General features: G+C 71.1%; 13 protein-coding genes. 7 read left to right on the top strand and 6 right to left on the bottom strand.

Annotated features, from left to right (window positions below):
• Positions 1 to 6 precede the first annotated feature (6 nt).
• The 4 genes from E1212_RS14620 to E1212_RS14605 all read right to left on the bottom strand — a co-directional run bounded on the left by E1212_RS14620 (position 7) and on the right by E1212_RS14605 (position 5,487).
• Complete coding sequence (locus E1212_RS14620) at positions 7 to 1,539, bottom strand: ABC transporter permease (RefSeq protein WP_131983661.1); 1,533 nt, start codon at positions 1,537 to 1,539, stop codon at positions 7 to 9.
• Positions 1,540 to 1,715: 176 nt separating this feature from the next.
• Positions 1,716 to 3,476 (bottom strand): ABC transporter family substrate-binding protein, encoded by a 1,761-nt coding sequence (locus E1212_RS14615; RefSeq protein WP_203416862.1) that lies wholly within the window; start codon positions 3,474 to 3,476, stop codon positions 1,716 to 1,718.
• Positions 3,477 to 3,658: 182 nt separating this feature from the next.
• The gene (locus E1212_RS14610) at positions 3,659 to 4,894 is read right to left on the bottom strand and encodes an MFS transporter (protein ID WP_162605472.1); all 1,236 of its coding nucleotides are present in this window, start codon (positions 4,892 to 4,894) and stop codon (positions 3,659 to 3,661) included.
• On the bottom strand, positions 4,891 to 5,487 hold the full coding sequence (locus E1212_RS14605) for an ArsR/SmtB family transcription factor (protein ID WP_162605471.1): 597 nt from the start codon (positions 5,485 to 5,487) through the stop codon (positions 4,891 to 4,893). The genes E1212_RS14610 and E1212_RS14605 overlap by 4 nt, the downstream gene beginning before the upstream one ends.
• 199 nt (positions 5,488 to 5,686) lie before the next feature.
• Here E1212_RS14605 and E1212_RS14600 point away from each other — a divergent pair, with 199 nt between their 5' ends.
• The 7 genes from E1212_RS14600 (at position 5,687) to E1212_RS14570 (ending at position 11,657) form a co-directional block, all read left to right on the top strand.
• A complete protein-coding gene (locus E1212_RS14600) occupies positions 5,687 to 5,974 on the top strand; it encodes a hypothetical protein (RefSeq protein ID WP_131983655.1) in 288 nt (95 codons plus the stop codon).
• A 113-nt stretch (positions 5,975 to 6,087) separates the two neighbouring features.
• Positions 6,088 to 6,885 (top strand): hypothetical protein, encoded by a 798-nt coding sequence (locus E1212_RS14595; RefSeq protein ID WP_131983654.1) that lies wholly within the window; start codon positions 6,088 to 6,090, stop codon positions 6,883 to 6,885.
• 16 nt (positions 6,886 to 6,901) lie between these two features.
• The gene (locus E1212_RS14590) at positions 6,902 to 8,689 is read left to right on the top strand and encodes a fumarate reductase/succinate dehydrogenase flavoprotein subunit (RefSeq protein ID WP_131983652.1); all 1,788 of its coding nucleotides are present in this window, start codon (positions 6,902 to 6,904) and stop codon (positions 8,687 to 8,689) included.
• A gap of 28 nt (positions 8,690 to 8,717) precedes the next feature.
• Positions 8,718 to 9,506, top strand: a complete 789-nt coding sequence (locus E1212_RS14585; RefSeq protein WP_131983650.1) for a succinate dehydrogenase/fumarate reductase iron-sulfur subunit — start codon at positions 8,718 to 8,720, stop codon at positions 9,504 to 9,506.
• Positions 9,507 to 9,552: 46 nt separating this feature from the next.
• Positions 9,553 to 9,852: a 4a-hydroxytetrahydrobiopterin dehydratase gene (locus E1212_RS14580; RefSeq protein ID WP_131983649.1), complete on the top strand. Its 300-nt coding sequence runs from the start codon at positions 9,553 to 9,555 to the stop codon at positions 9,850 to 9,852.
• Positions 9,853 to 9,872: 20 nt separating this feature from the next.
• The gene (locus tag E1212_RS14575; RefSeq protein WP_131983647.1) at positions 9,873 to 10,871 is read left to right on the top strand and encodes an acetamidase/formamidase family protein; all 999 of its coding nucleotides are present in this window, start codon (positions 9,873 to 9,875) and stop codon (positions 10,869 to 10,871) included.
• A gap of 27 nt (positions 10,872 to 10,898) precedes the next feature.
• A complete protein-coding gene (locus E1212_RS14570; protein ID WP_131983645.1) occupies positions 10,899 to 11,657 on the top strand; it encodes an SDR family NAD(P)-dependent oxidoreductase in 759 nt (252 codons plus the stop codon).
• A gap of 7 nt (positions 11,658 to 11,664) precedes the next feature.
• On the opposite strand, the gene E1212_RS14565 is transcribed toward E1212_RS14570, so the two are convergent.
• Both E1212_RS14565 and E1212_RS14560 read right to left on the bottom strand, forming a co-directional pair.
• Entirely contained in the window at positions 11,665 to 12,249 is a 585-nt protein-coding gene (locus E1212_RS14565; protein ID WP_131983643.1) for a class I SAM-dependent methyltransferase, read from the bottom strand.
• A 12-nt stretch (positions 12,250 to 12,261) separates the two neighbouring features.
• Positions 12,262 to 13,920: a sialidase family protein gene (locus E1212_RS14560; RefSeq protein WP_131983641.1), complete on the bottom strand. Its 1,659-nt coding sequence runs from the start codon at positions 13,918 to 13,920 to the stop codon at positions 12,262 to 12,264.
• Between the last annotated feature and the right edge of the window lie 4 nt (positions 13,921 to 13,924).

Genomic DNA, 13,924 nt, shown 5'->3' with positions numbered 1-13,924 from the left:
TCCTCCTCACGACAACCGGATGCGCGGATCGAGGAACGCGTAGGCGATGTCGGCCAGCATGTTGAACACGACAGCTGCGGTGCCGGCGATCAGGAAGAAGCCCATGACCGGGTTCGGGTCGACGGCTCGCAGTGAGTCGGTGAACAGTCTGCCGAGACCGGTCCAGCCGAAGACGTTCTCGGTGATGACGGCACCGCTCAGGACGCCGGCGAAGTCGAACGCCATGAGGGTCGTGATGGGGATCATCGCGTTGCGGAACGCGTGCTTGACGATGACCCCGCGCTCCGCGAGGCCCTTGGACCGGGCGGTGCGCACGTAGTCCTGGTTCAGCACCTCGAGCATGCTCGACCGGGTGTACCGGGTGTACGTGGCGAACGAGATCAGCACGATGGCGATGGTGGGCAGGACCAGGTGCGTGGCGCGGTCCAGCCCCTCTTCCCAGAACGTGCCCTCGAAGTTCGGGGTGCGGGCGCCGATGGTCGCGATGACGCGGCCGTTGACGCGGTCGGAATAGCTGTCCCAGGCGCCCAGCAGCCGGTCGAGGAAGAGCAGCGCGCCGGTGCCGAGACCGGTGAACACCGCGGCCTGGATGGCCTGCCGGCGCTGCAGCCCGCCGAGGGCGTAGCCGATGCCCACGCCGACGCCGACGGTCACCAGCGCCAGCAGCAGGATGGTGAGGCTGCTGGGGTCGTCGAGGACCGGGCCCAGCGCGAAGTGGCAGACGATGCCGACGGCGGCCGACGCGAGGGCGGAGTACAGCACGTTGCGATAGGTGAACCCGGCCACGACGGCGGTGGTCAGGAACGCCAGCCCGACGGCGGTGACGGCGATGACGACGACGCCCAGGCCGGGGTCGGCGAACCACTGGGTCTCAGACAGCAGCCAGAGGGCGCCGGCGGAGGCCACGAAGGCCGCGACGAACGTGGTGATGCGTCGGTTCCGGTCGCCCGCGATGACGATCATCCAGAACAGGGCGCTGATGGCCCCGAGAACCACCGCCACCGTTATGGGGACGGTCGGGTCGGCGAGCCAGTCGTTGAACCGGATCGCGCCGTACTCCTTGAGCAGCACCGCGACCCAGAAGATCGGCAGCGAGAAGAAGAGGAAGGCGCTGAACGTGACGGTGTAGTCCAGCCCGCTGTACTGCCGCAGGGCGGTGACGATGCCGACGGTGATGCCGAGGATCATGGCCAGGACGGTGGCGGCGACGACCAGCTGCAGGGTCTGCGTGAATGCCACGCCGAGCAGTGCGCTGACGTCCTGGCCCTGGATGCTCTGGCCGAGGTCGCACTCGAGCGCGAACGGCACGAGGCAGCCGGCCGCGCCCTTGAGCCAGATGAAGTAGCGCAGCGGCGCCGGGGTGTCCAGGTTCAGCAGCCGGATGCGCGCCTCGATCAGGGCCTCGCGGTTCGGCGCCCGAGACTCCTGCAGGTCACCCAGGGGATTACCCGAGTTGGCCGTGAGGAGGTACATCACGAACGTCGCGGCCAGCAGGATGAAGAAGGAGATGATCACCCTGCGCACGATGAAGACCAGCATGGCTACACCAGCCCGTCGACAGTCATCAGATCAGGTCCAACCCTCGTAAGGTCTCACACCTCCGCCCGACGTGGTGGGTGCGGGCATCGGCGCAAGGTTCGGGCCAGGGGCGTTGGCGCCCCTGGCCCGAACCAGCGGGCCGGTCCGGCCGGGATTCCCGGCCGGACCGGCAACGGTCAGGAGCGCGACCACTCTTCCATGTTGAACGACACCTGGGTCTGGGCGGCGTTCTGCTGGACGCCCGTGACGTCGGGCGCGTGCGCCGTGACACCCGGGTGCGCGTACAGCGGGATGCTGAACAGGTCGGCCCAGAGGTGGGTCTCGATCTCGGTCAGCAGCTCCACCTGGCGAGCCTCGTCGGTCGTCACGACCAGCTCGTCCCAGGCCGCGTCGACGGCCGGGTTGGAGTAGCCGTACGGGTTCTGACCCTCGGCGGTGCGGTAGAGCGAGGCGCCGGAGGTCATGACACCGGAGCCGGCCCACGCGAACAGCGCGACCTCGTAGCTGGTCACGTCGGTGATGCCCGCGCCCAGGTCGGGGGTCGGGGTGTCGACGATCTCGAAGCCGGCCTGGTCGCAGGAGGCCTTGATGGCCGCCACGGTGTCGGCGCGACGCGGGTTCGGGTCGGACCGCAGGATGCGGACCTGGGTGCCGGTGGCGCCGGCCGCCTCGATCAGCGCCGCAGCGCCCTCGATGTCGGGCTCGTCGTACTCGCCGCCGTAGGCCTCGCCGACGACCTGGTCGTACTCGGGGTCCCACGGGAAGAACTCGCGCAGGTTCATGACGACCGCCTCGGGGTTGGCCGGGGCGATGAGGTTGTCGACGATCTGCTGGCGCGGGACGCACATGGCGAACGCCTGGCGCAGGTTCGGGTCGGCCATGACCGCACCCGGCGTCTGGTTGAAGTCGAGGTGCTCCCAGGTCATCTCGTCACCGGTGATCATGGTGACCTGGTCGCCCAGCGCCTCGAGCGAGGCCACGAGGTCGACGTTGACCTGCGGGGCGATGACGTCGACCTCGCCGTTGGCCAGCGCCTGGACCTGCTGGTCCTGCGGGATGAACCGGATGACGATGGTGTCGGTCGCCGGGGGGTCGCCGTAGTAGTTCTCGTTGGCGACGAGCGTCAGCGACTGGCCCGCCTCCCAGCTGTCGATCACGTACGGACCCGAGGAGGGCAGCACGGCCGGGTCGAGCAGAGCGCCGGGCTCCATGTCCCAGCCGGTGTTCCAGAACTCCGCGACCGGTGCGAGCGCCGTGAGGTCGTCGTTCTGGATGGCGGTGACGAGGTCCTCCGGCGTGATGCCGGCCTGCTCGGCCACGATGTGGGCCGGGAGCATGTTGGTGTTCGTCACCTGCTGCCAGTCGGCGAACGGCTCGGAGTAGACGAACTCGACTTCCTTGTCACCGGGCTGGCAGGTCGGCTTGGCCACCAGGTCGTAACCGGTGGTGCCGGGGACCCGGAACAGCGGGATCGGGTTGCCGTCCTCGCCGATCTCCGCGGTCTCGTAGCCGGCGCCCTGGGTCGCCCACTCCAGCAGGAGGTCGTCGCAGTCGATCGCCACGCCGTCGGACCAGGTGGCGTCCTCGGCGAAGGTGTAGCGGACGGTCAGCGGGTCCTCGGAGGTCACCTCGTACGTGCCGAACGCCTCGTTGCGGACGATCTCGCCCTGCGGGCCGTAGTCCCAGAAGCCGTCCTGGACGCCGTTGAGGACGAACGCGTTCCACGTGCCGTTGCCGGTCTCGGAGTTGCCGTTGTACGACGTGAACTCCGCGTCGGACGCGACCGTGATGGGGTCGCCGCCCGACTCGGCGGGGGACTCAGTGTTGCCGCCGCCGGACTCGTTGCTGTCGTCGTCGCCGCCGCCACAAGCAGAGAGCGCCAGCGCCCCTGCCGTGAGGACGGCGAAGACCGCCATACCCCTGCGCTTGGTGGTCAAGGTCTGACTCCTCGTGTGTCGGATCGCAAGGATCGCAGAATGAGAGTGGGCTAACACCATCACCGCTACTGACGTACACACAAGGTGGCAGGGCGCGCTGTTACTGACCTGAAACCCAACTGGGACGGCAGGCTACGAAATCACAACGGAACGGACACGAACGTTCCCGGAAATCCTCCTGTCTAATCCGTCTTGGACAGGACAGAAAGCGTCCTGCCCAGTAACAATCCCCCGGCCGCGATGCCCATTCCGCCGACGATGAAGGGCAGCCGGAGGTCGATGCTGCCGAGCAGTCCGCCGAGGAGCGTGCCCACCGGCATCAGCCCCCAGCCGAAGGTCCGCCAGGCCCCGTGGACACGGCCGAGCAAGCGGTCCGGCACCAGCTCCTGCCGGACGGTGATGCTGACGATGTTCCAGGCGGCCACGCTGCCGCCGACGATCACCAGGCCGGCGCTCGCGGCGGCGACGTGCGGGACGAACCCGCACAGCGCATAGGACGTCCCGGTCAGCAGTACCGACCCGAGCATCACCCGGCCGCGGCCGAGCCGGCGGATCAGCCGCGGCGCGACCAGCGCGCCGAGCACCGCGCCCACGGCGGCGGCCATGGCGAACACGCCGTAGACGGCCTCGGGCAGGTCCAGCAGCTCGAGGACGTAGAGGACGAACACCGCCTGGGCCAGCGCGTTGAGCATCGCGAGCACGATGTTGAGCGCCCACAGCCGGCTCAGCACCGGGTGGCCGGCGAGGAACCTGATGCCCTCGGCCAGCGAGCGGCGGGTCACCTTCTCCTTCGGCTGGTCACCGCGATGCGCCCGCCCGGCGCCGATCGGCAGCATGAGGACGAGCACGGCCGCCAGCACGTAACCGGCCGAGTGCGCGACGAACGGCAGCGCCGCCGCCACCGCGAACAGCACGCCGGCCAGCGGGGCGGCGACGAAGTTCTGTGCCACGACCTCGGTGCCCTGCAGGCGGCTGTTGGCCCGCACCAGCCGGGCGCCGTCGCCGTCGCGGCCGGCGATCGACGGCACCATGGCCTGCATCGACCCGTCGGCCACGGTCTCGAACGCGCCGAACACGAGCACCGCGGCGACGAGCACGGCCATGACCATGGTGTCGGTCGCGACCAGCACGCAGACCCCGGCGGCGACCACGGCCCGCACCGCGCAGGCCACGGCGGCGACCCGGCGCCGGTCGTAGCGATCGACGACGCTGCCGGACAGCACGCCGAGGAGCAGCCAGGGCAGGAACTGCGCGACGCCGACCAGGGAGATGAGGACGGGGTCGCGGGTCAGCGTGGCGGCCAGCAGCGGCGCGGCGGTGGCGGCGAACCCGTCGGACAGGTTGCTGCCGATGGCCGCGCCCCAGAGCCGGGTGAACGACGGGCCGAGCCGCCGGTCCCGCGCGGCCTCGACCGTCACGGGACGTCCTGCGCCGCGACGGGGAACGTGCGGACCTGCACCTCGACGATCCTCGACCCGTCGGCGGGGTCGCCCACGCTCTCGCGCTCGGCCACGGTGTCGCGCCAGGCGTCGACGACGGCGGTGAGCTCGGCACTGAGCCGGGCCAGCTCCTCGGGCAGCAGGCGAAGGTGCGCCGTGGAGTTCATGGTCGCCTCGCCCCACTCGCGCGGCACCTGCTGGTACCCGACCGCGAGCCAGTGCTCGAGCCGGGCGGACTGCGCTCGCTGGAACTCGTCGACCACGAGCCGGGCGGCCTCGCCGTTGGCGCCGTCGGAGAGGTCGTAGCGGTCCAGCTCGCTGCCGCCGGGGTAGGCGCGCCAGAACCGCTCGCGGCCCACGCCGCGGGCCGGGTCCTCCTCGACGAAGCCGTGCTTGGCCAGCTGGCGCAGGTGGTAGCTGGTGGAGGCGCTGCTCTCACCGAACCGCTCGGACAGCAGGGTCGCCGTCGCCGGGCCGTAGGTGACCAGCGCGTCGTAGAGCTGCACCCGCAGCGGGTGCGCCAGGCCGCGGAGGGTGGTCGCGTCGATGCGGCGCCGGGGCGCTTCGGGCATGTCAGGACCGTAGCGCTTCCCAACATTTCTTTGCAACCATGCCTTTGCATAGCCGCGCGAATTTGACAACATGACCGTCCGGAAAATCAAGGGTGCGGCCATGTGACGTTGATCCCATCGCCGCCAACCCCTGGATTCGCGCCGGGACCCGTGCCAGGCTGCGGCCTATCGCGACCACCGACGCTCGCGGGAGGCTGTGATGGGAGTGCACGAGAGCCGCGCCGCCGTGGCCGAAGCCGTGTCCGCACTGGACGCGGCCGTGGCCACCCTGCGCCTGCACTACGGCGACACCCTCGGCGTTCGGCGGCTGGTCAGCGACGTGGCGCGGCTCGGCGACGACCTCGACGAGCTCGGCGACCCCCAGCCCGGCCATGGGCCGTATCCGGTTCGGCAACTGGAGGTCGTGCCCGACGAGCCGTACGACCCCAGCATGTGGGCCGGCGCGGAGGACGAGGGCCTGGGTGCCCCCGACCGGCGCGCCCCGTGAGCGGGCCTCCTGAGCCTCAGCTGAGAAGCGTACTTCGGCTACCCCGAACCCGCCGTCGCGTGAGGCCCGTTCGTCCCCGTCCCCCCGTCCTCTGAAAAGAGCGCACAAGAGATATGGCCGCCCCTACCGGAATCAAGTCTCCGACCCGGGCCCGCATCGCCGCCCGCACGCTGCGCACGGACCGCTGGTGGCTCTACCCCACGTTCACGGCGCTGGTGCTGCTCGCCTTCGTGGCGTACGCGACCTACCGGGCCTTCGTCGGCGAGCACTACTTCGCCGAGCCGTACCTGACGCCGTTCTATTCACCGTGCGTCACCACCGAGTGCGTCGAGGGCTCCAGTCACCTCGGCACCTGGGTGGGCGACTGGTGGCCGTTGTCGCCGGCGGTGCTGATCCTCGTGATCCCGCTGAGCCTGCGGCTCACCTGCTACTACTACCGCAAGGCCTACTACCGGTCGTTCTGGATGTCGCCGCCGGCCTGCGCCGTCGCCGAGCCGCACCGCCGCTACACCGGCGAGACGCGGTTCCCGCTGATCCTGCAGAACATCCACCGCTACGCCCTGTACCTGGCGCTGGCCTACAACGTGCTGCTGACCTATGACGCGGTCATGGCGTTCAAGTCGCCCGAGGGCGAGTGGGGGCACATGGGCCTGGGCACGCTGATCCTCGTCGTCAACGCCGTGCTGCTGGGCCTCTACAGCCTGTCGTGCCACTCGTGCCGGCACATCATCGGCGGCCGGCTGCGCAGCTTCTCCAAGCACCCGGTGCGCTACCGCGCCTGGGGCATGGTGTCGGTGCTCAACGGCCGGCACGCGCAGCTCGCGTGGGCGTCCCTGGTGTGGGTCGCGTTCACCGACTTCTACATCTGGATGGTCGCGTCCGGCACCTGGTCCGACCCGCGGTTCTTCTGAGGAGCAGAGCGACACCATGGCTGAAATCGAACGGCACCGCTTCGACGTCCTCGTGGTCGGAGCCGGCGGCGCCGGACTGCGCGCGGCCATCGCGGCCCACGACGCGGGGGCGAAGGTCGGCATCGTCTGCAAGTCGCTGCTGGGCAAGGCCCACACCGTCATGGCCGAGGGCGGCATCGCCGCCGCCATGGCGAACGTGTGGAAAGAGGACAACTGGCAGGTGCACTTCCGCGACACCATGCGCGGCGGCAAGATGCTCAACCACTGGCGCATGGCCCAGCTGCACGCGCAGGAGGCGCCCGACCGCGTCCGCGAGCTCGAGGAGTGGGGCGCGCTGTTCGACCGCACCCCCGACGGCCTGATCTCGCAGCGCGACTTCGGCGGGCACCGCTACGCCCGGCTGGCGCACGTCGGTGACCGCACCGGCCTCGAGCTGATCCGCACACTGCAGCAGCGCGCCGTGGCCCTCGGCATCGAGGTGTTCATGGAGTGCACGATCACCAAGCTGGTGAAGGGCGACGGCCGCATCGCCGGCGCCTTCGGCTACTGGCGCGAGTCCGGCCGGTTCATCGCCTTCGACGCGCCGTCGGTGGTGCTGGCCACGGGCGGCATCGGCAAGTCGTACAAGGTGACGTCGAACTCGTGGGAGTACACCGGCGACGGCCATGCGCTGGCGCTCGAGGCCGGCGCGAGCCTGGTGAACATGGAGTTCGTGCAGTTCCACCCGACGGGCATGGTCTGGCCGCCGTCGGTGAAGGGGATCCTCGTCACCGAGTCGGTGCGCGGCGACGGCGGCGTGCTGCGCAACAGCGAGGGCCGCCGGTTCATGTTCGACTACATCCCCGAGTTCTTCAAGGCCGAGACGGCGGACTCCGAGGACGAGGCCGACCGCTGGTACGAGGACAAGACGAACAACCGCCGGCCACCGGAGCTGCTCCCCCGCGACGAAGTCGCCCGGGCCATCAACGCCGAGGTCAAGGCAGGGCGCGGGTCACCCCACGGCGGCGTGTTCCTCGACATCGCCTCGCGCCGCAGCCCTGAATACGTCCGGCGCCGACTCCCTTCCATGTATCACCAGTTCAAGGAGCTGGCCGACGTCGACATCACGGCCGAGCCGATGGAGGTCGGCCCGACCTGCCATTACGTCATGGGCGGCGTCGCCGTCGACCCCGACACCGGCGAGTCGGCGGTCCAGGGCCTGTACGCCGCGGGCGAGGTGGCCGGCGGCATGCACGGCGCCAACCGGCTGGGCGGCAACTCGCTGTCGGACCTGCTGGTCTTCGGCCGGCGAACCGGGCTCAACGCGGCCTACGCGGCGGCCCGGCTGCGCCGGCGCCCCGAGGTCGGCGACGACGACATCCGCGCGGCCTCCGAGCACGCGCTGGCGCCGTTCGGCATCGAGGGCGGCGAGAACCCGTACGCCGTCCAGCAAGACCTGCAGGAGGTCATGCACAACCTGGTCGGCATCATCCGGACCGCCGACGAGATGGAGCAGGCGCTCACCGACCTCGCCGGCCTCTGGGAGCGGATCACGCGGCTCAGCGTCGAGGGGCACCGGCAGTACAACCCGGGCTGGCACCTGGCGCTGGACCTGCACAACATGCTGCGGGTCTCCGAGTGCATCGCACGCGCGGCGCTCGAGCGGACCGAGAGCCGGGGCGGGCACACCCGCGACGACTACCCCGCCACCGACGACTCCTGGGGCAGGGTCAACCTGCACTGCCGGATCGACGGCGACGGCGTGGGCATCACCCCCGAGCCGCTCCCCCAGATGCCCGACGAGCTGCGTGAGCTCTTCAACTAGCGACGTGTGACCGCCGAGGAGGCGTGAAGTGGGATACGACCTGCAGATGAAGGTGTGGCGTGGCGACGCCACCGGCGGGGAGCTGGTGGACTACACCGTCCCCGTCGAGGAGGGCGAGGTGGTCCTCGACGCGCTGCACCGCATCCAGGCGACGCAGTCCGGCGACCTCGCCGTGCGGTGGAACTGCAAGGCCGGCAAGTGCGGCTCGTGCAGCACCGAGATCAACGGCAAGCCGCGGCTGGCGTGCATGACCCGGCTGTCGACGTTCGAGGACGGCGAGACGGTGACGGTGACACCGCTGCGCGCCTTCCCCGTCATCCGCGACCTCGTCACCGACGTGTCGTACAACTACAAGGTCGCCGAGACGATCCCGGCGTTCGCGCCGGAGCCCCGCCCGGCCGACGGCGCCTACCGCATGCAGCAGGTCGACGTCGAGCGGGGCCAGGAGTTCCGCAAGTGCATCGAGTGCTTCCTCTGCCAGACGGTGTGCCACGTCATCCGCGACCACGAGGAGAACAAGCCGCAGTTCTCCGGCCCGCGGTTCTTCCTGCGCTACGCCGAGCTCGAGATGCACCCGCTGGACACCAACGACCGCCGGCAGCTGGCCCGCGAGCAGGCCGGCATCGGGCTGTGCAACATCACCAAGTGCTGCACCGAGGTGTGCCCCGAGGGCATCCACATCACCGACAACGCGATCATCCCGATGAAGGAGCGCGTCGTCGACCGGTCCTTCGACCCCGTCACCTGGCTCGGCCGCAAGATCTTCCGCCGCGACCAGCTCGAGGAGGCGCAGGTCCCGCAATCGCGAGCAGAATGAGCGCAGCGGCCCCCCGACGGGGACGCGCAGCCGTGAAGGGATTCGCATGACTCTGCTCGACGACGACGGCGTCCGGGCGGCCCTCGAGGGGCTGCCCGGATGGTCCGGCGACCCGTCCGCCATCACCCGCACCGTCGAGGCGCCGGACTTCTCCACGGGGATCCGCATCGTCGACGACGTCGCGGCGGCGGCCGAGGCGGCCGACCACCACCCCGACATCGACATCCGCTGGACCAAGGTGACGTTCACGCTGGCCACCCACTCCGAGGGCGGCGTGACCCAGAAGGACGTCGACCTCGCCGGCACCATCACCGAGATCGCCGACCGGCACGGTGCGCGGGGCTGATCCTGCGATAGCTTCCGGACATGGATGTCATCGACTACACGCCCACGCGCGATCAGTACGCCTACACCTTCGGTGGCGCCGCTGCCGCGCTGCGCGTGACGCCGGGCACCGCACTGCGGCTCTGGTCCGATGACGCGTTCGGCGGCGTCCTGCGCTCGGTCGACGACCTCTCCAGCGCGAAGGTCGACCTCCGGTTCGTCAATCCGCAGACCGGGCCGTTCTACGTCGAGGGCGCCGAGCCCGGCGACACCCTGGTGCTGCACCTGGCCGACCTGACGCCGGCCCGCGACTGGGGCGCCTCGGCGGCCATCCCGTTCTTCGGCGGCATGACCAGCACCGACCGCGTCGTCACCCTGCAGGATCCGCTGCCGGACACCACGTGGATCTACGAGCTGGACCGCGACCGCAACACGGTGGCCTTCGCAGCCCGGCACAGCGACCACCGCATCGAGCTGCCCGTCGCGCCCATGCTCGGCACGGTCGGGGTGGCGCCCGCCGGCGGCGAGGTGCGCTCCTCGCTGGTGCCCGACCGCTTCGGCGGCAACATGGACACCCCGCAGATGCGAGCCGGCACGACGGTCTTCCTCGGCGTGAACGTCGAGGGAGCCCTGTTCTCCGTCGGCGACGGCCATTACCGCCAGGGCGAGGGCGAGGCCTGCGGCACCGCCGTCGAGGGCGCCATGACGACGACCCTCATCGTCGACCTCGTCAAGGGCGGGGCGCCGGGCTGGCCCCGCCTCGAGGACGACACCCACTGGATGACGGTCGGCTCCAGCCGACCGCTCGAGGACGCGTGGCGCATCGGCAACGCCGAGCTGGTCCACTGGGTCGCCGAGCTCTACGGCCTGCACGTCATGGACGCGTACCAGCTGTGCTCGCAGCTCGCCGAGGTGCCGGTCGCGAACGTCGTCGACGCCAACTACAGCGTCGTGGTCAAGGCGGCGAAGTCGCTGCTGCCGGCGGCCGACGCGTTCGGCGGCATCCACGCCGACCTCCGCGCCCGCGCCGCCACGCTCTGACCTCTTCTCCCCTACGAAAGGCCGGCCATGGATCTGCAGCTCAGCGGCTCTCGCGTCCTCGTCACCGGCGGCACCCGCGGCATCGGCCGGGCCATCGTCGAGGCGTTCCTCGACGAAGGGGCCACCGTCGGGTTCTGCGGACGCACCGCCGACGCGGTGAGCGCCACCGAAGAGGCGCTCGGTGACCGCGGCGCCGTCACCGGCACGGTGGTCGACGTCGGCGACGGTGAGGCCCTCGCCGCCTGGGTGGACGCGTCGGCGGCAGCGTTCGGCGGTCTCGACTCCGTGGTGGCCAACGTCAGCGCGCTGGCGATCCCGGACACCGAAGAGAACTGGCAGCTGAGCCTGAACGTCGACGTCATGCACACCGTCCGGCTGGTCCGCGCCGCCCTGCCCCACCTCGAGCGGTCGCCGGCGCCGTCGATCATCGCGATCTCGAGCGTGTCCGGGCGCGAGTCCGACTTCGCGTCCGGCCCGTACGGCACGGCCAAGACCGCCATCATCGGCTACATCAGCGGGCTGGCCCTGCAGCTGGCCGACAAGGGCATCCGCGCCAACACCGTGTCGCCCGGCAACACGTACTTCGAGGGCGGCGTCTGGGCGAGCATCGAGACCGGCAACCCGGACCTGTACCGCACGGCGGTGGGCCTCAACCCCACCGGCCACATGGGCACGCCGCAGGAGGTCGCCGCGCCCGTGGTCTTCCTCGCCAGCCCCGTTGCGAGCCGGATCAGCGGCACCAACCTCGTGGTGGACGGCGCGCTGACCCGCGGCATCCAGCTGTAGCCGCCGGTCAGCGGTGCCGCAGCACGCTGACCGCGAAGTCGGCGTCGTCGTGCCAGGCGCGCAGGTCCCAGGTGGCGAACCGGTGCTCGACCCGCAGGCCCGCCTCGCCCACGGCCGCGTCGAAGTCGGCCAGGGCGAGGTTGCGGTTCACGTGGAAGCCGGCGACGACGAAGCCGTCCGGCACCACGTGCCCGCCCACCCGCCGCAGCACGTCGGCCTCGGTGCCGGGCGCGACGAACACCATGACGTTGCCGGCCAGCACCGCGGCATCGAACGTCTCGCGGAGGTCGAGCTCGCTGAGGTCGCCGACGAGGTAACGCGGGCCCGGATGGTCGGTCCGCGCCGCCTCGATCAGCTCCGGGTCGACGTCGACGCCGACGACGGTGTGCCCGCGCTCGTGCAGCGCCGCGGCGATGCGCCCGGTGCCGCAGCCGGCGTCGAGGACCCGGGCGCCGCGCGGCAGCATGGCGTCGACCAGCCGGGCCTCACCCGTGAGGTCGGCGCCGTCGGCCGCGAGCCTCCGGAACCGCTCGATGTACCACTGCGAGTGGCCCTCTTCGGTCTCGGACAGCCAGCGTGTGGGCTTCGCCATACACCCATCAGATCACGCGAGCACCAGCCCGATGAGGTCGGGACTGAACCGCACGCCCGTGGAGTCGACGTGCTTGTCGACGACGGTGAACCGGACTGTGTGCGTGCCCCGGCCCAGCTCGACCCGGCCGACCCGCTCGGTCCGGAACGAGCGCACCGACACCGTCGACGTGTCGATCGGGCCGCCCAGCCGCGATCCGTCGACGTCGACCACCACGACGCCGCTGTTCGCCTGGTGCCGGAACCGCGCGTAGAGGTCGTACGGCCCGCCGCGCGTGATCTCGACGGTGGCCTCGAGGTACTGGGCGTAGTCGGTGGCGCGCACCTCGACGACGGCGCCGCCGCTGGCCGCCGGGTCCGGCGTCCGGACGACGGTGAGACCGGGCGACGTCGTCCTCGGCAGGTCCTCGACCTCGAAGGAGAGCCGGGTCGCCGGCCCGCGCCGGCCGGTGTCGGCGCCGCCGGTCAGCCAGGCGAGGTCGAACGTCGCGAACACGACGTCACGCGAGAAGCTGGTCGTGACACCCGGCTGGTGCTCGCGGCCGTAGAGCACGCCGATCCGCCCGTCCGGCAGCGCGACGGTGTCGGAGTACGACGCCGGGCCCTCGGTCAGGACCCGGCTGTACGGCCAGCTCATGCCCTCGTCGTAGGAGATCGAGACGGTCATGTTGCGGCGAGTCGGCGAGTCGGTGCGCGAGAAGACGATCCGGCTGTCCTCGCGCTCGCCCAGCCCGGTCAGCCGGGTGACGCCGGTGTCGATCGCGTTGACCGGCCGCGCCGCCGCGTCCAGCACGGCGGGCGACCAGGTGGTGCCGCCGTCGGTGCTGACCGACGCGATGCGTGGGTGCGTGCCGCCCGAGGCGTACCGGCCGAGCACCACCAGCGCGCCGTCCGGCCGCTCGATGAGCCGCGCCTCGTTCAGCGGGTACGCGGGATCGAGCGGCACTTCGCCGCCCGCCTGCCAGGTCGCGCCGCCGTCGCCGCTGACGATCACCGAGACGCCGTACTGCCGCTCGGCCGCGGGGAAGGCGATCTCGCGCCGGTGCCAGACCTGCAGCATCAGCCGCCCGTCGGAGAGCTGGATGCCGTGGCCGGGGCCGGGCATGTGCATGCGGCGGTTCGTGGGGTCGCCGTCGAACAGGTGCGTCAGCTCGACCGGCTCCGACCATGTCTGGCCGTCGTCGCCGCTGCTCACGACAGAGAGCCGGGAGCTGTCGGGCGAGCCGCCGGTGTTGCCGGGGTCGCGGAAGCACTCGGCGTGGAAGAGGAAGATCCGCCCGGTCGACCGGTCGACCACGGGCGTCGGGTTGACCAGCGACTGCGTGCCGTCGGAACGGCGCACGTAGCGCAGCGGCTCCCACGTCCGGCCGCCGTCGCGGCTGCGGCGCACCGCCAGGTGGTGCGGATCGGCGTCGTGCTGCGTGATGCGGGCCTCGGCGAACGCGAGGACCGAGCCGGCCACCGTCGTCGTCAGGCCGAACACGTGGAAGACGGCCAGGCCGTCGTCGCCGGCCCGGAAGACCAGCGACTCATGGAAGTCGCCCGCGGCGGCCGCCGTCGTGACGGATCGGGTGGCTCCGGCCGGCGCGGCGGTCGCAAGCGCGCCGACCGCGGCGGTGCCGGCGGCGGCGCCGAGCACGAGCGTGCGGCGGCTGATCGGGGTGCGTTCCACGGGC

Origin of the sequence: Jiangella ureilytica, assembly GCF_004348545.1 — a bacterium.
In the GTDB taxonomy this organism is placed as follows: Bacteria; Actinomycetota; Actinomycetes; order Jiangellales; family Jiangellaceae; genus Jiangella; species Jiangella ureilytica.
Note: the sequence above shows the minus strand (reverse complement) of the source record. Positions and strands in the feature narration are given on the sequence as shown.